The organism is Luteibacter pinisoli (assembly GCF_006385595.1).
Lineage (GTDB): Bacteria > Pseudomonadota > Gammaproteobacteria > Xanthomonadales > Rhodanobacteraceae > Luteibacter > Luteibacter pinisoli.
Window position 1 is genome coordinate 2,239,789 of sequence record NZ_CP041046.1, and the last position, 20,051, is coordinate 2,259,839.

General features: G+C 67.3%; 17 protein-coding genes. 8 read left to right on the forward strand and 9 right to left on the reverse strand.

The window, feature by feature from the left end; genetic code table 11:
* Nucleotides 1-2 precede the first annotated feature (2 nt).
* Genes FIV34_RS10140 through FIV34_RS10155 form a run of 4 tightly spaced genes read left to right on the forward strand, consistent with a single transcriptional unit; the run spans nt 3 to nt 5,251 of the window.
* Nucleotides 3-3,770, forward strand: a complete 3,768-nt coding sequence (locus FIV34_RS10140; protein WP_139982306.1) for a pilus assembly protein — start codon at nt 3-5, stop codon at nt 3,768-3,770.
* Nucleotides 3,771-3,780: 10 nt separating this feature from the next.
* The gene (locus tag FIV34_RS10145) at nt 3,781-4,212 is read left to right on the forward strand and encodes a type IV pilin protein (protein ID WP_246058798.1); all 432 of its coding nucleotides are present in this window, start codon (nt 3,781-3,783) and stop codon (nt 4,210-4,212) included.
* The gene (locus FIV34_RS21115; RefSeq protein WP_139982309.1) at nt 4,209-4,805 is read left to right on the forward strand and encodes a GspH/FimT family pseudopilin; all 597 of its coding nucleotides are present in this window, start codon (nt 4,209-4,211) and stop codon (nt 4,803-4,805) included. Before FIV34_RS10145 ends, FIV34_RS21115 begins: the two co-directional genes overlap by 4 nt.
* A 47-nt stretch (nt 4,806-4,852) precedes the next feature.
* Nucleotides 4,853-5,251: a VOC family protein gene (locus tag FIV34_RS10155; RefSeq protein ID WP_139982312.1), complete on the forward strand. Its 399-nt coding sequence runs from the start codon at nt 4,853-4,855 to the stop codon at nt 5,249-5,251.
* A 4-nt stretch (nt 5,252-5,255) separates the two neighbouring features.
* Here the strand turns inward: FIV34_RS10155 and FIV34_RS10160 are convergent, their stop codons facing one another.
* On the reverse strand, nt 5,256-5,618 hold the full coding sequence (locus FIV34_RS10160; protein WP_139982315.1) for a DUF488 domain-containing protein: 363 nt from the start codon (nt 5,616-5,618) through the stop codon (nt 5,256-5,258).
* On the opposite strand from FIV34_RS10160, the gene FIV34_RS10165 reads away from it, so the two are divergent.
* Entirely contained in the window at nt 5,607-6,515 is a 909-nt protein-coding gene (locus tag FIV34_RS10165) for a class I SAM-dependent methyltransferase (protein ID WP_139982318.1), read from the forward strand. The genes FIV34_RS10160 and FIV34_RS10165 overlap by 12 nt on opposite strands.
* Here FIV34_RS10165 and FIV34_RS10170 read toward each other — a convergent pair.
* Nucleotides 6,512-7,894, reverse strand: coding sequence for a family 43 glycosylhydrolase (locus FIV34_RS10170; protein WP_139982321.1), 1,383 nt, complete (start codon nt 7,892-7,894; stop codon nt 6,512-6,514). The two genes, FIV34_RS10165 and FIV34_RS10170, sit on opposite strands and share 4 nt — an antisense overlap.
* A gap of 111 nt (nt 7,895-8,005) precedes the next feature.
* Between FIV34_RS10170 and FIV34_RS10175 the strand changes: the two genes are divergently transcribed.
* Nucleotides 8,006-11,077: a discoidin domain-containing protein gene (locus FIV34_RS10175; protein WP_139982324.1), complete on the forward strand. Its 3,072-nt coding sequence runs from the start codon at nt 8,006-8,008 to the stop codon at nt 11,075-11,077.
* A 7-nt stretch (nt 11,078-11,084) separates the two neighbouring features.
* Here the strand turns inward: FIV34_RS10175 and FIV34_RS10180 are convergent, their stop codons facing one another.
* Nucleotides 11,085-12,638, reverse strand: coding sequence for an MDR family MFS transporter (locus tag FIV34_RS10180; RefSeq protein WP_211352747.1), 1,554 nt, complete (start codon nt 12,636-12,638; stop codon nt 11,085-11,087).
* 93 nt (nt 12,639-12,731) lie between these two features.
* On the opposite strand from FIV34_RS10180, the gene FIV34_RS10185 reads away from it, so the two are divergent.
* Nucleotides 12,732-13,412, forward strand: a complete 681-nt coding sequence (locus tag FIV34_RS10185) for a TetR/AcrR family transcriptional regulator (RefSeq protein WP_139982327.1) — start codon at nt 12,732-12,734, stop codon at nt 13,410-13,412.
* Between the two features lie 29 nt (nt 13,413-13,441).
* The gene (gene gph / locus FIV34_RS10190) at nt 13,442-14,092 is read left to right on the forward strand and encodes a phosphoglycolate phosphatase (RefSeq protein ID WP_139982330.1); all 651 of its coding nucleotides are present in this window, start codon (nt 13,442-13,444) and stop codon (nt 14,090-14,092) included.
* On the opposite strand, the gene FIV34_RS10195 is transcribed toward gph, so the two are convergent.
* The 6 genes from FIV34_RS10195 to zwf all read right to left on the reverse strand — a co-directional run bounded on the left by FIV34_RS10195 (nt 14,089) and on the right by zwf (nt 19,999).
* Entirely contained in the window at nt 14,089-15,459 is a 1,371-nt protein-coding gene (locus FIV34_RS10195; protein WP_139982333.1) for a serine hydrolase domain-containing protein, read from the reverse strand. The two genes, gph and FIV34_RS10195, sit on opposite strands and share 4 nt — an antisense overlap.
* Nucleotides 15,460-15,555: 96 nt before the next feature.
* Nucleotides 15,556-16,299 carry a LytR/AlgR family response regulator transcription factor gene (locus FIV34_RS10200; protein ID WP_139982335.1) on the reverse strand — a complete coding sequence of 248 codons (744 nt, stop codon included), beginning with the start codon at nt 16,297-16,299 and terminating at the stop codon, nt 15,556-15,558.
* Complete coding sequence (locus FIV34_RS10205; RefSeq protein WP_139982338.1) at nt 16,296-17,384, reverse strand: sensor histidine kinase; 1,089 nt, start codon at nt 17,382-17,384, stop codon at nt 16,296-16,298. Before FIV34_RS10205 ends, FIV34_RS10200 begins: the two co-directional genes overlap by 4 nt.
* 62 nt (nt 17,385-17,446) lie before the next feature.
* Nucleotides 17,447-17,947, reverse strand: coding sequence for a peptide-methionine (S)-S-oxide reductase MsrA (gene msrA / locus FIV34_RS10210; RefSeq protein ID WP_139982340.1), 501 nt, complete (start codon nt 17,945-17,947; stop codon nt 17,447-17,449).
* The gene (gene msrB, locus FIV34_RS10215; protein WP_139982343.1) at nt 17,944-18,405 is read right to left on the reverse strand and encodes a peptide-methionine (R)-S-oxide reductase MsrB; all 462 of its coding nucleotides are present in this window, start codon (nt 18,403-18,405) and stop codon (nt 17,944-17,946) included. The genes msrA and msrB overlap by 4 nt, the downstream gene beginning before the upstream one ends.
* A gap of 109 nt (nt 18,406-18,514) precedes the next feature.
* Nucleotides 18,515-19,999, reverse strand: a complete 1,485-nt coding sequence (zwf, locus tag FIV34_RS10220) for a glucose-6-phosphate dehydrogenase (RefSeq protein WP_139982346.1) — start codon at nt 19,997-19,999, stop codon at nt 18,515-18,517.
* Nucleotides 20,000-20,051: the final 52 nt, after the last annotated feature.

A 20,051-nucleotide genomic window follows, 5' to 3' on the forward strand; every position in this document is an offset into this window, starting at 1 on the left:
CCATGACCCGACTCTCCTTTCCATGGCGCCTCGTGCTCTCCTGCCTGGCCACGCTGCTTGTCGGCTCCGCGGCGCAGGCCACCACGGTAACGATCACCAAGACGCCGCCTGGCGTCACGTCGAAGGTCGCCCCGAACATCGTGGTGACCTTCGACGATTCCGGCTCGATGAATTCGACGTCCATCCCCGATGCGATGGACGATAACAACGGCAAGAAGTACTACTACTCGGCAACGGGCAATCCGATCTACTTCGATCCGACCGTCACGTACGTGGTGCCACCGGACGCCCTCGGCCAGCCGCTGGGCACGCCGACGTTCACCTCCGCGTGGCGCGATGGCTATTGCGCGAACACCCTGAACAAGAAGTGCTGGTCGCCGAACAACGGCAAGTACCTCGACCCTGTGTTGGTGAACCTCAGCACGTCGTTCAGCACCAACTTCCTGACCAACGTGCTGGCGGGTAACTCGCCCTGCCCGCGCGATGCCAATGAAACTGGCTGGTACCGCAGCAACGGCACCTGCGCGGCCCTCGAGATTCCCACCGCCGTGCGTGGCGCACACGTGACGACGGTGCTCGGCATCCCGGTCAGTACGACGTACGACACCGGCGCGTTTTACTACGTGTGCACCTCGCCCACGGACGAAAGCACCTGCACCTACCACCTGGTGTCCAACGAGTCGGCGGCGATCCAGGCCAACTTCGCCATCTGGTACAGCTATTACCGGACGCGCAACTTCAATGCGCGCGCGGCGATCGGGCGGGTGTTTGGAGCGATTGCTGACAACGCCGTGCGCGTGAGCTGGCAGACGCTGCAGAGCCAGACCGGCAGTGGCGCGTACTATACCGGCGCCGGCTCGTATTCCGGGCTGGCCTACGGCGCCCTCGCCACGGCGAGCAAGATCCTCGAACTGGCGAACACCAGCGGTTGCGCGGGCACGGCCACCAGTGACACCTGCTGGCGCAGCCAGTTCATGAACTGGATTTACGGGGTTCCGGCAAGCGGTGGTACGCCCACGCGCGTCGCGACCATTGCCGCCGGCGAGTTCTACAAGCGCAAGCTTTCCACATCGCCTACGTCGCAGGATCCGTACTGGAACGGCAGCACGAGCACGCCGGGCGAACTGGCCTGCCGCAAGAACTTCCATATGCTGGTGACGGACGGCTACTGGAATGGTGATTCGCCGAAGGCCGTCGCCACGCCCGACAACACGGCGACGACCTTGCCGGACAACAAGTCGTATTCCGTCTCCGATCCGAACTCCAAGATTTACTGGAACCAGTCCGGCACCACGTCGCCGTCGCTGGCCGACATCGCCTTCAACTACTGGGCGACCGACCTGCGTACCGACCTGAACAACATCGTGCCGGCCTACTGGCCGGACCTGAGCACGGGTGTCACCAGCGCAACCGCCACCGTGGATCCCGCCAACCCGGGCGCCACGGGCGAGGTCTACTTCAACCCGGCAAACGACCCGGCGACCTGGCAGCACATGTCGCAGTACATGGTGACCATGGGTATCTCCGGCACGCTGGATTACGATGGTGATTACCTCGCCCTGCGCAAGGGCAGCAAGTCGTGGCCGAACCCGGACACGGGCGGTGGCGCCGTCAACATCGACGACACCTGGCATGCGGCCATCAACAGCCGCGGCGGCTACTTCAGCGCGGCGGATCCGACGTCCCTGGTCAGCAGCCTGAGCAGCATCCTGTCCTCGGTGATCGCCAGCAGCTCGACCTCGCTGACGCTCAGCCTGAGCACCAACGTGCTGACGGCAAACGCCATCGCCTACTTCGCAGGCTACGACACCACCAGTTGGGGTGGTACGTTTGAAGCGCACCCCGTGAGCAGTGCGGGTGTCGTGGGCGCGGCGCTGTGGTCCGCCGGCGCAAAGCTTGACCTGCGCAGCCCGGCCAGTGACCCCCGGCAGATCGCCACGAGCACGGGCCCGGGCACCGGCACGGGAACCACCTTCACGTACGACAACCTGAGCACGGCTGAGAAGGCAGCGCTCAACTCGTCGGATGGGACGGGCGCAACGGCGACCATCGATAACCTCGGCGTCCAGCGCGTCGCGTGGTTGAGCGGTACGCGAACGCTCGAAGGCACGACCTTCCGCACGCGCGCCACCACGCTGGGCGCCATCTTCGGTTCACAGCCGGCGTATGTGGGAGCGGCATCGGGCAACTACAGCGATAGCTTCCCTGCGAACTCGCCAGAAGCCGCTACCGGTGCACCCACATACTCATCGTTCCTCGCGACGGCATCCACACGCCAGCCCGTGGTCTACGTGGGAGCGAACGATGGCATGCTGCACGCGTTCGATGCCCGTCTCGCGGCGGTCGCGGGCGGTAAGGAGGGTAGCGAGCGGTGGGCCTACGTGCCGGCGACCGTCTATCCGAACCTGCCCGCGCAGAGCAAGCTCAACCAGTTCACGTTTACCCCCACCGTGGACGGCAGCCCGGTGACCGGCGATGTGTATTTCGCCAACGCCAATGCCACGAACGCCAGCACGAAGGGCTGGCATACGCTGCTCGTCGGATCACTGCGTTACGGTGGCCGTGGCGTGTTCGGCATCGACATCACCGACCCCACCGCCATGACCACCGCCAGCGCCGTCGCCACGAAGGTGCTTTGGGAGTTCAACAGCGACAGCGTCTCCACCGTGGGGACGCCCGGCAACCTGGGTTACACCTTTGGCACGCCGGTGATCGCGCGCATCGCGTGGACCAATAGCGCCGCCAGCGGCACCACGCCGGCCAACATCGGCCGCTGGGTCGTGCTCGTGCCAGGCGGGTATTTCCCGGATGGCAGTACCGCAACGGCAGCGGGCAACAGCTACAGCTCGCTGTTCGTGCTGGACGCGCAGACGGGCACGTTGCTCAAGGAAATCCGTACGCCGACGGGCGCAGGTGCCACCGCGAGCCATGGCCTGTTCACCCCCACGCTGGGGGACTACGACGGCGACCAGGTGGCCGACGTCGCGTTCGCCGGCGACCTCGACGGTAACGTGTGGCGCATTGATCTATCCAACGCATCGCTGAGCAGCACCACGCAGTCACAAGGTGTCAGCCTGCTGTTCAAGCCGGCAACGGCAAACGCCCAGTCCATCACGACGGCACCGCGCCTCGTGGCGGATCCGAATTCGGCTTACTTCATGGTGGTGTTCGGCACGGGCCGGTTCCTCAGTACGGCGGATAGCGCCGACACGACCGTGCAAGCCATCTATGGCGTTCGCGATCCGGGCGCAGCGGTGACGACACCGGTCACCCTCAGTGCCCTTACCCAGCAGACGATGTCCGTGGATGCGACGACGGGCGCGATCGGCGTCTCCAACAATACGGTGCCGACCACCAGTTCGGGGTGGTACCTCGCGCTGAACAATCCCGCGGGCGAGCGCGTGGTGGTGACGCCGGCGCTGGATGCCACATCCAATACCGTGACGTTCAGCACGCTCATCCCGACCGCGAATGATCCTTGCACGACGGCGGGTTCAGGCTCCTTCCTCGCGCTGGACGGTACGACGGGCACCGCCGCCTACGGCGTTTCGATCGGCGCCTCGGGATACAACGTCGGCACCGGCTTCTCGCTGGCCGGCGCACGTGTCACCGGCACCGCGACCTCCGGCGCCCTGAGCACGGCGGCCAGCCTGAGCGGCGCGAAGTCACTCCCGCCGGGCATGACGACGACGTATAACGGGTATACGCCAAGCACCGCCATCCCCACCGCACGCCGCCGCTCGTGGCGCGTGCTGAACAGCGAGAACTGATATGCCCAGGATGCGCCAGCGCCGTGGTGGTTTCTCCCTCATCGAGCTGATGGTGGCCGTGGTGGTGATGGCGATCCTCGCCGCCATCGCCATCCCGCAGTACAACCGGTACAGCTTGCGCGCCCGCCGGGCTGACGGACAGAAGTTGCTGCTGGCGATCGGCAATGCCGAGGAGCGTTATTACGCGCAGCAGAACAAGTACGCGGACCTGAAGACGATCGGCTTCTCCGCGACCACCACGGCGACGTCCGATAGCGGCTACTACGCCGCCACCGTTGACGTGACGGCGGTGAACACCTTCGCGGCGCAAGCCTTCAAGGCGACGGCGGCACCCGTCGCCGGCGGCCCGCAGGCCAAGGACGCCTGCCTGTCCCTGACGTACACCAACACGGGCGTGAAGGACCAGACCGGCAACGCGACCACCAACGGGAGCTGCTGGTGAAAGCGCGTGGCTTCACCCTGCTGGAACTGCTGGTGGTGATCGTCATCACCGCCGTACTCGCCGCCATTGCCATTCCGCAGTTCCGCACGATGATCCAGAAGCATCGCGTACGCAGCGCCACGGACAACCTCCAGGCCTCGCTGGATTATGCGAGGGCCGAGGCCGTGCTCCGCGCCACTTATGTTTCGGTGTGTGCCAGTGCGGATAACGCCACCTGCTCGGGCACGAAAACCTACGAGACAGGCTGGCTGGTGTACGCCCACCCCGTCGCCACCACGGCCTCGACAGACACCTACGATGCGACGGCCAGCAAGGGCATGCAGCTGCTCCGCGCCAGTGGCCCGCTGACCCTGGTCTCGGCCCGAGCGCTGGATACCAACGTCATCACGTATGGCCAGCAGGGCCAGCTGGAGCCGCTGGCCTCGCGCACCAACGCGAGCCAGCCGATGTCGTTCGTCGTGTGCGCCGTCACCACGGGCACCGCGCTGCCCGGCCAGAACACCACCAACGTCCCCGGCTCGCTGATCGGGATCAGCGCCTTCGGCGCCTCGGTGGGCACCAAGCTCAACACCACGGACGCCTGCACGCTCTGAGTTTTGCGCTACAGTCCGGCCCTGTTCCTTCCGACCAGGAGAGCCCGATGATCGACCATACCGGCGTCACCGTCAGTGACTTCGAACGCAGCAAGGCGTTCTACACCACCGTGCTCGCGACCATCGGCTACGAGCTGCTGGCCATCTTCCCCGCCTCGGTCACCGGGCGTACCGACGTCGCCGGGTTCGGCGCGGACGGCAAGGCGGACTTCTGGATCTACAAGGGCGAGCCGAACCGACCGCCGGTCCACGTCGCCTTCCGCGTCACCGACCGCAAGCATGTCCATGCCTTCCACGAGGCCGCGCTGGCGGCTGGCGGCACCGACAATGGCCCGCCGGGACCGCGCTCGCATTACCACGAGGGCTACTACGGCGGCTTTGCCCTGGACCCGGACGGCCACAACATCGAAGCCGTGTTCCACGGCCAGGCCCGCCTCGGCGGCTGAGGCGTCAGCGCGCGTGGTTCAGGAAGCGCGCAAGGACGACTGCATGGTTCACGGCGTGGTCCCTGGCGCCATAGAGCAGCGTCGTCCGGCCGGGCGGTGACCCGGCCCGCGCCTCCTTCACGAACGGGTTCGCTTTCAGCTCGGCCAGGTAGCGGTCGGTGAACTCGGCGAAACGCTCCTCCTGGTGGTTGAACCAGACCCGCAGTTCGGGGGTGGGGGCGATGTCCTTCCACCAGTCATCCAGCGCCGCGCGCTCACGCGAGACGCCTCGCGGCCACAGCCGATCCACCAGGACGCGGCGGCCGTCGTCCGGCGCGGGCTCGTCACGCACCGGCTTGATCACGAACGTGGTTCGATGGGAAGCCATGCCAGGCACCTCCGGGCGGTATCATGCCGCGTTGAATCGTTGATTGGCGCTGCCTTGTCACACTACACCGGCCCCCTGCTCACGGAACCCACGGCCCAGGCCCTCCTGGCGGCGCATAAGGCGGGTGCCAGCGTCTGGACCGGCTCGCTCGACCTCGGCCGCAGCGAGGGCACCGCCAGCTTGCACGACGAAGCATGGACCTGGCTTGGCACGCCCTACCCTTACCCCGGCAAGATCAAGCCGCGGACGATCTACGCGTGGGACGGCGAGGACTTCGAGCCGGTGTCGCGGTTCGCCGGCTCGCTGATCAAGCTGGTGCCGACCGAATGGGGCGTGCCCACCTTCGAGATCGACGGCATCAAGATGCTGCCCACGTCGAAGGAATCCCCGCTCGATGACGCGCGCCGCAAGGTCGCCCTGGTGGATCCGCGCGGGAAGGTAGTCCTGGATACGTGTGGCGGCCTCGGTTACTTTGCCGCCTGCTGCCTCGACGCGGGCGTCGCGCAGATCCAGTCGTTCGAAAAGAACCCGGACGTGCTCTGGCTGCGCACGATCAATCCGTACTCGCCCGACCCTGACGCCGCCGAGGCGAGCGGCCGCCTGCACCTGCAGCAGGGTGATGTGTCGGAGCGCATCGCGTCCATCGCCGATGGCTCCGTCGACGCCATCCTGCACGACCCACCGCGCTTCGGCATCGCCGGCGAGCTCTATTCGCAGGTGTTCTACAACGAACTGGCGCGCGTGATCCGCCGCGGTGGCCGCCTGTTCCACTACACCGGCAGCCCGAACAAGCTGACCACTGGCCGCGACGTGCCGACGGAAGTGGCCACCCGTCTTGGCAAGGCCGGCTTCGAGGCGAAGCTGGCCCTGGACGGGGTGTTCGCCACGCGCCGCTAGGGCGCGGGCTTCAAGGCGCCGAACGCCGCGTCGCCGCCTTCGGCTTCCAGCGTCACCGCCAGCCGCGTCCCCGCAGGCACGTCCTTCGCCAGCCGGATCGATTCGCCGCGCGGTGACCAGCTGAGCTGTGCCGTGGTGAACTCATGCGAGCCCAGCAGATCGCCCGGTTTCCCATCCGCCTGCATGGCATGGACGCTGACGCGCAGCGTGCCGGCGCCGTCACCATGGCGATACAAGGGGAGACGCACCGCCGCCTCGCCTTCCCCGCGCACGACGATAAGCGTCACGGGCTTGCCCGGCACCACGGGAACGTTCACCGCCACCGCGCTTGCCGCGGCCGCGCCAGGGTTCGGGAACGTGGCAGCGCACGCCAGTGGCAGGATGGCGCCGGATGCATCGAATCGCAGCGGCTCCTGGAACTGCGTCGCGAGGCCCTCGTTGATGGCGCCACGGTCCCATCGATCGGACTGATACAGGTACATCGTGCCGCCGTCGCCGGGCAATGCCGCGACATCCGCCGGCTGCCCGCCACAGGAATCCTTGCTGATCGGCAGCCCGCGATGCAGCGGATCGGTGGCTCCCTTCCGGCCCTGCCACGGCCCCAGCGGCGACGTCGCGTGCAGGTACGACGTGCCGGTCGCGCAGTAGCCACAGTTGGGATCGGAATACGTGAGGTAGTAGGTCGCCCCGCGCCGGAACATCGACGGTGCCTCGGTCGCCTTCAGGCCCATGCGCACGTAGCTCCCGGTGCCGCTCGTATAGTCGGCATCCAGGCGCTCCACGACGATGTCGCCCTTTTTCTGCCAGTCGGTGTAGGCGAGGTAAGCCACGCCGTCCTCGTCAACGAAGACATCCTGGTCGCCGTGGTTCAGCCCCGGCGGCAACCCCGTGTTGATCGCGAGCGTCGGCAGGGCGACCTCCGCAAAGGGGCCCGTGGGCGTCGCCGAGGTGAACACGTGGTAGCCCACGCCCACGTCGTAGCTGTTGGTCCACAGCACGTACCGATGCGTACGGGCGTTGAACACCACATGCGGCCGGTAGCAACCATACGTGCTGCCGTCGCAGCGCTTCTGCCATACGGCCGTCGATGCGTCGAAGAGCGCGCCTTCGTCATGCCAGGTGGCGAGATCCGGCGACGAGTAGACGCGGAATCCGCAGAACGGCGCGCCCTTGTGGTTCCACTGGTAGCCGCAGCCGTATTGGGTGCCGTAGAGGTAATAACGGCCGTTGAAGTACTGCAGGTCGCCATCGTGGGCGTCGATGGCGTTGCCGCGGTCGTCGAGACGGAAGGTGCCTGGCGCGCCGTTGATCACGGTGGCGGCAACCAGCGGCCCGGAAAGCATCAGGCAGGCGAGAACGGCAAGGAAACGATGCAGCACGCGGCAGCTCCTTCAGTGAAGCCCCTGAGTGTGCCACAGCGGGTTAGCCAGAAAGGGCTGTGTTTCACCGCGTTACGTGATTAGTCTGTGAGACCTCCCCGGAGGTGTCCCATGCGTTCGATGTTGTTTTTAGCTGTCGCGGCCTTCGTTGCGCCGCCAGCCTTCTCCGCCAGCCTGCCGCCACGAAGCGCGTGGCAGGCCAGCAGTTCGTCACAGCAGGTGCCGGCGCTTGCGCCGCCCCACGCTATCGACGGCGACGAAACCACTCGTTGGGGTGGTTCCTTCAGCCCGGGCCAGTGGTTCCAGGTGGACCTGGGCAAGGTCGCCCGCGTGGGCGGTGTGCGCATCCATTGGGATAGCGGGTTCGCGGCGTCGTATTCGATCCAGGTATCGACGGACGGCAAGACCTTCCGCCCCGTCTACACCGTGACGGATTCGCCGGGCGGCACTGAATACCTTGTCTTCCCTGCCACCGACGCGCGCTACGTGCGCCTGGCGGCACCCGCGCGCACGGCCGACTGGGGCGTCTCGGTGTTCGAATTCGAGCCGATGGCCGCCGATGACGTCGCGACGATCAGCGGCCTCGCCGGCAAGGACGACGGCGCATCGCTCTGGGCCGATGGCCATCCGCGTGCCGTGGCTGGCAAGGGTGCCGAGCGTGACGTCGACATCCGCCTGCCCCACCCGCTCGATATCGCTGGTGTGGAAGTCCAGTGGGAAGGGCCGCGTGCCGGCGTTGAGCTGCAGTCGAAAGGCGCGAGCGGCCCATGGACCACGGTGGACAGCGACCCGGGCACGGCCGGCGATACGTCGTACCTCGCGGCCGCGGCGCCGTTCAAGGCCAGCGCCCTGCGCCTGAAGATCGCCGCCGGCGACGGCACGCCGACGATCAGGCGCCTGCGCTTCCTCGGCCCCGCACGCATGATGACCGGGATGAAGCGCTACCAGGTGGCGGCCACGCGGGCGAATGCGTCGCTGTTTCCGTCCTCGCTGCACATGCAGCAGGTGTACTGGACGGACGTGGGTGTGCCTGCCGGCTTGCAGAAGGCCATCTTCGACGAATACGGCGATATCGAACCCTTCAAGGGCGGCCCGCTCGTCCAGGCCATCTGGCGTGGCGCCGACGGCGCGGCACGCATCGCCGATAACGGCGAGCGCACGCACGCCCTGCGCGATCGCTGGAAGCCGATGCCCTCGGTCGGCTGGGCCGCGCAGCCAGGACTCGACGTCACCGCCGAGGCCTTTGCCGTGCAGGACGGCGCGCAGCCCGTGGTGCTGGTGCGCCATCGCCTCGTGAACCACGGCGCCGGCACGGTCGATGGCCGCCTCTTCCTCGTCGTGCGCCCGATGCAGGTGAATCCGCCCTGGCAGAACGGCGGCCCCTCGCCGATCCACGACATCACCGTGGCCAGCGACGCCGTGGAGGTAAACGGCCGCACGTTGTTCACGCCGCTGACCCGGCCGGATGCCATGGGCGCGGCGCCCTTCGGCGACCATGGTGCGACCGAGATCACCCAGGCGATCGCCGCGGGCACCCTGCCCGCCGCCACCACGGCGACCGACGCCCAGGGCCTCGCCGCGGGCAGCCTCGCGTATGACGTCCACCTGGCGCCGCATGAGCAGCGCGACGTCGTCATCGCCTTCCCGCTGGGCACCACGCCGGCGAACGCGGACGGTTCGTTGCCCGCACCGCCGCCGATCGACCGCAAGCGCATCAGCGCGGATGCCTTCGATGCGCTCGCCGGCCAGGTCGCGGCCGAGTGGCAGAAGCGCCTGGGTAGCGTCGGCCTCTCGCTACCCGACGAATCCCTGGTCGACATCCTGCGATCGCAGGCGGCGTACATGCTGGTCAACCAGACCGGCCACGCGATGCAGGCCGGCCCGCGCAACTACAACCGTTCCTTCATCCGCGACGGCGCGGCCACGGCGTCGATCCTGCTGCGCATGGGCGAGGTCAAGACCGCGCGTGATTACCTCGACTGGTACGCCAGCCATGCCGTCCACGAGAACGGCCTGGTCTCGCCGATCCTCAACGCCGACGGCACGGTGAATCGCGGCTTTGGCTCGGATATCGAGTACGACAGCCAGGGCGAATTCATCAACCTCGTCGCGGATGTCGCCCGCTTCGGCGGCGGCCCTGAATCCGTCCGTGCCTACCTGCCGAAGGTACGCGCGGCCATGCACTTCATGCAGGAACTGCGCGAACGGACCATGGTGCCGGGCTACCTCGCCGACCTGCCCGCGGCACAGCGTTTCCACGGCATCATCGCGCCCTCGATCAGCCACGAAGGCTATTCCAGCCCGACCCACAGCTACTGGGACGATTGGTGGGCGCTGAAGGGCTGGCACGACGGTGCATGGCTGGCCGACCAGTGGGGTGACAAGGAACTGGCCGCCTACGCACGCACCCAGTATGCCGCGCTGCGCGAGTCCGTCGGCGCCTCGATCCGCGCCACGATGGCGTGGAAGGGCGTGGATACCATCCCCGCCGCGGCGGATCTCGGAGATGGCGACCCCACCAGCGTCTCGATCGCGCTGGACCCGGCGGGGCAGATGGACGTGCTACCGCATGACGCACTGGTCACCACGTTCGACCGTTACCTGGCCGACGTGCGCAAGCGCGAGCAGCCGGGCGAACTGTTTGCGTACACGCCGTACGAACTGCGCAACGTGCTGACCTACGTGTATCTCAACCGCCCGGCCGATGCGGCCGAGCTGTTGAACATCGTCGTCCGCGACCGTCGCCCGCCGGAATGGAACATGTGGGCCGAAGTCGTCCATTCGCGCCTGCGCCACCCCGGCTACCTCGGCGACATGCCGCATACCTGGATCGGCGCCGAATACGCGCGCCTGCTGTTCGGCATGCTGATGCGTGAAGCCGACGACGGCCTGTACCTGCTGCCGGGCGCGCCGCCGGCATGGGTCGCCGGCGATGGCCTGACGGTGTCGAAGCTGCCGGTGGCGTACGGCGTGCTGACGATGGCGGCACGCCGCCAGGGCGACACCCTGGACGTCACGCTCGACAAGGGCATCCGCGCCGATACCCCGGTGCGGGTGTTCTGGCCGTCGCGCGTGAAGCCTGCGCGCGTGCTGGTCGACGGCAAACCGGCGAAAGCCTGGGACGCGGACGGCATCCATCTGGACCACCCGTTCCACACCCTCAAGGCCACGTTCACGCCCTGAGCCAACGCTACGCGGCTTTCTTCGGACCGCCGCGTAGCGGGACATCGCGCAGGAACCACGCCAGGCAGAAGCCCAGGAACACGATCACCGCGGCGACGTGGTAGACCACGTGCAGGGAGGCACCGAAGGCGTGGATGAACTTCGCATGCAGGTCCGGCGGCATCTTCGCCACCATGTCCGGCGCGAACGTGCGCGGCCCCATGGCGCTGGCAGGGATGTCGTCGGCCATGCGCGATTGCAGGCCCTGCGTGAACAGCGCGCCGAACACCGATACACCGATCGAGCCGCCGATCGAACGGAACAGCGTGACGCCCGAGGTGGCCACGCCCATGTACTTCGCATCCATGCTGTTCTGTGCGGCAAGGATCAGCACCTGCATCACCATGCCGATGCCCAGGCCCAGCAGGCCGGCATAACCATAGATCAGGTACAGCGGATCCTCGTCGCCGACGCTGCCCAGCAGCATCAGCGCCACGGCGCCGATGAACGTACCGATGATCGGGAACATGCGGTAACGGCCGATCTTGCTGATCACGCGGCCGGCGACGATCGAGCTGACCAGCACGCCGCCCATCAGCGGCAGCAGCTGCATGCCGGCGCCTGTGGGCGAGACGCCCTTCACCACCTGCAGGTACAGCGGCAGGTAGGTCGTGGAGCCGAACAACGCGGTGCCGATGAAGAAACCGATAAGGCTGCACAGCACGAAGGTGCGGTGGCGAAACAGGTGCAGCGGGATGATCGGCTCGCTGGCGTGGCGTTCCTCATAGATGAAGCCGGCAACGGACACCAGGCCCATCAGCAGGATCGCCCACAGCTCCACCGAATCCCACGGCAGGCGGCTGCCGCCCTCGGTGGTGAACAGGATGATGCAGCTCAGCGCCGTCGCCAGGAACGCGGCGCCAAACCAGTCGATGGCGTGCTTCACATGGCGCGTGTGCGGATGGAAGACGGCCGCGATCACCAGCAGGCAGAGGATGCCCAGCGGCAGGTTCACGTAGAAGATCCAGCGCCACGAGAGGTGGTCCACCATGAAACCACCCAGCAACGGGCCGATCACGGTCGCGAGGCCGTATACGCCACCGAACAGGCCCTGGTAGCGGCCGCGCTCGGCCGGCGGGATTACATCGCCGATGGCCGCCATGGTGATGACCAGCAGGCCACCGCCACCCAGGCCCTGCAGCGCGCGCATCAGGATCAGCATGGTCATGTCCTGTGCCATGCCGCACAGGATCGAGCCGATCAGGAAGATGACGATGGCCGTCTGCAGCACGATCTTCCGGCCAAACAGATCGCCGAACTTTCCGTACAGCGGTACCACGACGGTCGAGGTCAGCAGATAGGCGGTGACCACCCACGAGAGCTGGCTGAGGCCGCCCAGCTCGCCCACGATGGTGGGTAGCGCGGTGGAAACGATGGTCTGGTCGAGGGCGGCGAGCAGCATCACCAGCATCAGCGCCGGGAATAGCAGCTTCAGTGACGGCTGCTGGGGCACGGGGGCCAGGCTGGGCTCGACCACGCCGGCGGGTGTCTCGGCGGGTTCAGGGCGGTGGACGGCATTCACGCGGGGTGGGCCTGTAAATTAATTAAGTCGTCAGTTAATATATGCGGCATTGGGTCGCAAGGCAACCGCCCGCCATCGTGCTATTCATCCGCCATGAGTACTTCCGACACCGTTAGCCCCCCGAAACCGCGCCGTGGCCGGCCGCCGGGCCGCCCGCAAGGCGCCGCCGATGGCACCGACCAGCGCAAGCGCCTGGTCGAGATCGCCCTCGCCCTGTACGCCAGGTACGGCTACGCCGGCACCACCCTGGCCGCGATCGCCCGGGCCGCCGACATGACCCCGGCCGCCGTCCACTACTACTTCAAGACCCGCGAGCAGCTGTTCGACGAGATCCACGAGGCGCATATCGCGCCCATGCGCACCCGCGTCGAGGCGATCTTCCATGAGCACGCGGGCGATCCGGTGTCGGCCTTCGTGAAGGTGGCCGAGCGTTTCGTCGAGGTGGCCGAGGAGCACGGCTGGATCGCGCCGGTGTTCTTTGGCGACCTGCTTACCGAAAGCCAGAGCTTCCGCAAACACGTGCGCAAGAAGGTGGACTACAAGACCCAGGCCGCCTTCAATGACCGCATCCGCCAGTGGCAGGCCGACGGCCTGTTGAACCCCGGGCTCGAACCGTCACTGGTGATGCCGTCGATCATGTCGCTGACCATGCTGTTCATGGCCGCGCGGCGCAAATGGAAGGATGACCCGATCCGCAAGGACATCGACCGCGAGACAATCCGCCGCCACGCCATGGCCCTGCTCGGCCACGGGCTCGGGCCGGGGAAGGCGTAGAATCAGCGTTTTGATCGTGGAGCGGCGCCTTGGCCTTCCCCTTTTCCCTCGTCATCTTCGACCTCGACGGCACGCTGGTGGACAGCGCGGCGGACATCGCCGAGTCCGTCAACCGCACGCTCAGTGACTGGCGCTTGCCAACGTATGACGTGGCGCAGATCACCGGCTGGATCGGCGAAGGCTCGCGGCAGCTGATCACGTATGCCTTCCGCGATGCAGGAAGCGATGCCGACATCGACGACGTGATGCCGGGATTCCTCGAGCATTACGCCGAGACCGCGCTGGATGCCGTCGTGTACGACGGCGTGCGCGAGACGCTCGCCGCGCTCCACGCCCAGGGCGTGAAGCTGGCCGTCTGCACGAACAAGAACGAAGAGTTCGTGCGGCCCCTGCTCGACGCGCGCGGCCTCAGCCCCTACATCGACGGCATCACCGGTGGTAACACGCTGCCCGAGCGCAAACCGAGCGGCGTACCGCTCAAATACCTTGCCCAGCAAGCCGGCGTGCCGCTGGACAAGGTCCTCATGGTCGGCGATTCCGAGAGCGACATGCTGGCCGCGCGCGACGCGGGCGTGCCGTATGTGCTGGTGACCTACGGCTACCCGAAGACGCTGGACGTGCGCAACGCGGGTGCCCTTGCCGTCATCGACCGCATGCCGGCACTGCTCGACCTGCATTAACGGTAGGCGTCGATCGCCGCTTTGATCAGGGCGACATCGTCTTCGATGCCGTAGCTCGGCGGCGCGGAGTAACCGAAGCGCGTGATCACCAGGTGCTCGGACGGCACGATGTAGATGCGCTGGCCCAGCGTGCCGCTGGCGTAGAAGCCATCCTTCGGAAAGCCGCCATCGACGCGGTGCCGGGCGACATCGCTCGGCCCGTCATTGGTCCAGAAGCCGGCGCCGTAGGGCGCGCCCAGGGCCGAGGTACGCGACCAGCCCACCCACCCTTCCGGGAGCAGGCGCGTGCCATCGGGTGCCTTGCCGTCGTTGAGGTACAGCAAGCCGAAGCGGGCGTAGTTGCGTGCGCTGGTGTACACGTAGGTGGAACCGACGAACGTGCCCTGCCCGTCGAACTCCATGGTGACGTCGCCCATGTGCATGGGCTCGAACAGGCGTTTGCGCGCGAACTCGCGCAGGCCCGCCGGGCCACCGCCGACCTGCTCGCCGATCAGGCGGTCGAGCAGCAGCGTGTCGCCCGAGGTGTACTCGAAGGTCTTGCCGGGCGCTTCCTTCGCGGGCTGTAGCGCGGTATAGCCGGCCATGTCGCCATGCAGGAACTCCATCTTCGCCACGAAGCTGAAGGGTGATTCCGCTTCGTCGGCATCCAGCCCGCTCTGCATGCGCATGAGGTCCTCGATGGTGATCTTCGCGCGCGGGTCGCCGGGCTGGCGCCATTCCGGCGCGTTGAGCGGCTGCTTTACGTCCACCTTGCCGTCGGCGGCCAGCATGCCAAGGAAGGCATTGGTGAACGACTTCGCCACCGAGAAGCTGATCAGCGGCGAATGGATGCCCACGCCTGGCGCGTAACGTTCGGCGACCACCTTGCCGTCCTTCACGATCACGACGGCCTTCACCACCTTGGGGGCGCCACCCGCGTGCTCGGCGAACACCTGGTCGAGGGCCGCGGTGACGGTGGGCTTGTCGCTGGTGACCAGCGTGGCCGGCGCGAAGCCGTCATCGACATCAGCCACCATCCGTGTGTCGGGCACCAGCGGTACGTTACCCGGCAGGTCGAGGCGGCAGCCGTAGCCGGGTGTGTAGGTGGCCGTGGCCAGGGTCGAAACGAGGCCGTCGACGGCCACGCGGCCCTGCGTGCGGTCGACATGGGCGGTGAGCAGGCCGGCCCCGGCCTTGCCCAGGACGGGCGTGACGAGTTCGCGGAAGATCGCATCCGGGGCCTGCCCGCCGACGAAGGTCATCGTGCAGACGTGGTGGGCGGCGACGCCCGCGCCAAGGCGCAAGGCCTGGTCAGGACGGACGAGGGCCCAGGCGGTGCCGGTCAGGGCAAGGGCGATGGCGGACGCGATGAGGGCTTTTCTACGCATGGCGGGGGCTCCGTGGTGTGGGAGCCAGTCTCCTGCGCAAGACACCCGCCGCGAGGCGCCGCTGGGACGAACCCCGGCAAGCCGGGGACGAAAGCCCTACAACGCCCCGGGCATCCCCGCATCGGCGTACCGTTTGGTCCACGTCACCCGGCTGCCGTCTGTCAGGATGAGGCGCTTCTCGCCGTCCGGCCAGGGCTGCACGGCCACGATGGCCTCGAGCCGGACCACCGTGGAACGGTTCACCCGCACGAAGCGCGACGGGTGCAGGCGCGCCTGCATGGCGTCCAGCGTGCCACGCAGGCGGCGTGGCGTACCGGCCACGTACACATCGAGGTAGTTGCGATCGGATTCGATCCGGTCCACGCGATCCAGCGGCACCAGCTCCGCGGCATCGCCTGACGGCAACAGCAGCCGCTCAAGGTAATGCGCCGGCGCCGGCAGGTCGCCCAGCAGGCCATCGAGGCGAGGCGCCGAAGGAACGATGCGCTCACTGAGCCGGCGCAACGTACGCGCGAAGCGATCGGGGCCCACCGGCTTCATCAGGTAATCGAACGCATGCACCTCGAACGCGCGTACCGCCTGGTCGTCGTGGGCGGTAACGAAGACGACTTCCGCCGGCAGCGGCTCACCCAGCGCCTGGAGCACGCCGAAGCCGTCCATGCCCGGCATCGAGATGTCGAGGAACACCACGTCCGGACGCAGCTTATGCACGAGCGCGACGGCCGAGGGACCATCCGACGCTTCGCCAACCCAGAGCACGGCATCGCCCTCGGCCAGGTAGCGGCGAAGCTTCGCCCGTGCGGGCGCCTCGTCGTCGATGACGACGGCACGCAAGGTCATGGCGTGGCTCCCGTGCGCAGCGGCAGCCACAGGGTGACCACCGAGCCCGTCTCCGCCGCCTCCAGGCGAACACCGGCGGCGTCGCCATACAGATGGCGCAGGCGCGCCTCGACGTTGCCGAAACCGATGCCGGTGTGCGCGGCCGCGTTGACGGCGCGTGGCACGCCACCGGTGCCTCCATCGCGAACGGTGATGATCGCCTGGCCGTTGTCGCGCCGGGCCTCGATGCGCACGAAGCGGGCATCGCCCACGCCACCGTGTTCGATCGCGTTTTCGACCAGCGGCTGCAGCACCAGGAACGGCACGGGGGTGTCGGCCAGGCTCTCGTCCGCCACCATCGCCGCGTCAATGCCTTCGCCAAAGCGCGCCCGCTGGATGTCGAGGTAAAGATCCAGCAACCGCCATTCGTCGCGCAGCGGGTGTTCCTGCGTGGTCGCCGACAACGTGGCGCGCAGCAGTTCGCCGACGCGGGCAAGCATCTCGTCGGCCACGCGCGGCCGTTCGTACATCAGCTCGGACACGGCGTTGAGCGTGTTGAACAGGAAGTGCGGATTCAGCTGCAGCCGCAGCGCTTCAAGCCGCGCCTCGGACAGCGCGGATTCCAGCTGCGCATTGCGCACCTCGCGCTCGCGTCCTTCGCGGTAGCGGTCGAGCAGCCAGACGCCCACCACGATCACCGCGTAGAAGAACAGCTGCGTCGGCACTTCCATGAGGTAACGCCACACAGTGGATCCGTACGCGAACGCAGGCTCGTCCATCAGGCCGAAGACCACCCGGCGCATCGCGATCATCAGCGTGGTCTGCGCAAGCGACAGCGCCGCGAAGACGAGCGTGTGGGCCCACAGGGTGCGCGGCATGCGCCGCAGCGCGATGAACAGCAAGGGCAGGCAGGCGCCGAAACTCAGCGAGCCGGTGAGCTCCTCGACCAGCTTGGGGAGGAAGGGGGTGACATGGCCGTTGGCCACGTCGATGAGGAAACGATTGGTGGCTCGCAGCAGGCCGATGACCACCAGGAGCAGCACCCACAGCCACGGCACGCGGCTGCGCCATGCCCGTGGAAATCCCCTGCCCCCACCCGTCGCCATGCCCTACCCCTGAAACAAGTCCGCCGGCTCTTATACCAGAGCCGGCGGACGATGCCTCAAGGTCAGGCGGCGCGCCTGGGCAGGACCCAGTCCGGCCGGATGAAGTGGCAGGTGTAGCCGTTCGGATACTTTTCCAGGTAATCCTGGTGCTCCGGCTCGGCTTCCCAGAACGGGCCGGCCGGGGCCAGCTCGGTCACGGCCTTGCCCGGCCACAGGCCCGACGCGTTCATGTCGGCGATCGTGTCTTCCGCCACGGCCTTCTGCTCATCGTCGAGATAGAAGATGGCCGAACGATAGCTGAGGCCCAGGTCGTTACCCTGGCGGTTCAGCGTGGTCGGGTCGTGGATCTGGAAGAAGAACTCCAGGATCTTCCGGTAGCTGATCTTCGCCGGATCAAATTCGATCTCAATCGCCTCGGCGTGGGTGCCGTGGTTGCGATACGTGGCATTGGGCACGTCACCGCCGCTGTAACCCACGCGCGTGGTGATGACACCGGGCTGCTTGCGGATCAGGTCCTGCATGCCCCAGAAACAACCGCCGGCCAGGATGGCACGTGAGCTCATGCGACACCTCCCTTCTCATTGGCAAACTGCTTGGCGTACTCGCCGTAACCTTCCTTCTCCAGGTCGGCCAGCGGGATGAAGCGCAGCGATGCGCCGTTGATGCAGTAGCGCAGGCCGCCACGGTCGCGCGGGCCGTCCGGAAAGACGTGGCCCAGGTGGCTGTCACCGTGCGTCGAGCGCACTTCGGTGCGGACCATGCCGTGGCTGCTGTCGCGCAGCTCGGCTACGTGGTCGTCTTCCAGCGGGCGGGTGAAGCTCGGCCAGCCGCAGCCACTGTCGAACTTGTCCAGCGAGGAGAACAGCGGCTCGCCGGAGACGATGTCGACGTAGATGCCCGGTTCCTTGCTGTCGTGGAACGCGTGGGTAAACGGGCGCTCGGTGCCGCTCTGCTGCGTGACCCGGAACTGTTCAGGGGTCAGGCGGGCAAGGGCCTCGGGGGACTTGCGATAGTCAGACATGGGAGCCTCCTGGGGGACATTCGGCGCCGCGTGTGGCCAGCGTCGCCGCTGCCCACATAATGCGGGCGAGCGGCGTTTATGCAATGCCCCGGGAGGGTGAAGGCGGCGCTCAGGCCGCCGCGTCTTCCACCCACTGGTGGCCGGCGCGGGCCAGCAGTTCACGCGCCGAATCCGGGCCCCAGGTGCCTGCCGCGTAAGCGTCCGGGCCGTTGGCTGCCTCGCTCCAGCCCTGCAGGATCGGGGTGACCCACGCCCAGGCGGCCTCGGTCTCGTCCTTGCGCACGAACAGCGCCGGGCTGCCCTTCACGGCGTCCAGCATCAGGCCTTCGTACGAATCGCGGAAGCGGATGCGGCCCGGTTCGCCGAGCTTCGAGAGCGCATCGACCTCGTCCAGGCCAAACGTGCTGCCCGGCTGCTTCACGAACAGCGGCAGGATCACGCTCTCGTTCGGCTGCACGCGGATGACCAGGCGGCTGCCCGGGCGCGCCGCGCCAAACAACCCCGGCTCGCCGGCACGGAACTGGATGACGATTTCGGTCAGCTTCTCCGGCATGCGCTTGCCCGAGCGCAGGTAGAACGGCACGCCCTGCCAGCGCGGGTTATCGATCTCGGCCTTCAGCGCGACGAAGGTCTCGGTGTTGCTCGGCGCCTCGTCCGGCAGCTCTTCACGGTAGGCCGGCACCGCCTGGCCGCGGGTGGTGCCGCGCACGTACTGGCCGCGCGCCACGTTGGCCGCGAGGTTGTTCCGGTCCAGCGGCTTGAGCGAGGTGAGCACGCGCACTTTTTCGTCACGCAGCGCATCCGCGTCGAGCGACGAGGGGCGCTCCATGGCCACCACCGTCAGCACCTGCAGGAGGTGGTTCTGGATCATGTCGCGCAGGGCGCCGGAGCCGTCGTAATAACCGCCGCGGCCTTCCAGCCCCACGGTCTCTGCCGCCGTGATCTGCACGTATTCGATGGACTCGCGGTCCCACAGGCGCTCCAGCATCGGGTTAGCAAAGCGCAGCGCGATCACGTTCTGCACCGCTTCCTTGCCCAGATAGTGATCGATCCGGTAGATGCTGTTTTCCGGGAAGTGGCGGCCGACGCCTTCGTTGACCATGCGCGCGGTGGCCAGGTCGGTACCGATCGGCTTCTCGAGCACGATGCGCGACTGTTCGGTGCGCAGGCCCTTCTCGTTGATGTTCTGCGCGATGGCACCGTAGAGATCGGGCGCCGTGGCGAGGTAGAACACGCGGACGCGTTCGCTGCCGGCAGCGTCGAGTCTGGCAGACAGGCCGGCCCAGTTGCCTTCGGCATCGGCGCCGTTGAGGCTCACGTAGTGCACCAGGCCGAGAAAGCGCTCGACCGTGGCGTCGACGAACTCGTCTTCGCGCACGTACTCACGCAGCGCCTTCAGGCCGCGCTCGCGGTAGGCGGCGTCATCCAGCGGCGAACGGGCCGTACCAATGATCTGCGCATCGGCCGGGATCTGGCCTTCGGCGAAGCGCCGGCACAGCGCCGGCAGCAGCTTGCGCATGGTCAGGTCGCCGGTGGCGCCGAAAATCACATAGTCAAAAGACGGGACGGGCTCGAGCTGGCTGGTGATGGACATGACGTGGGATCCGCAGGGCAAGGGAAGGCGGCGGCTGCGCCGTCGTCGATGC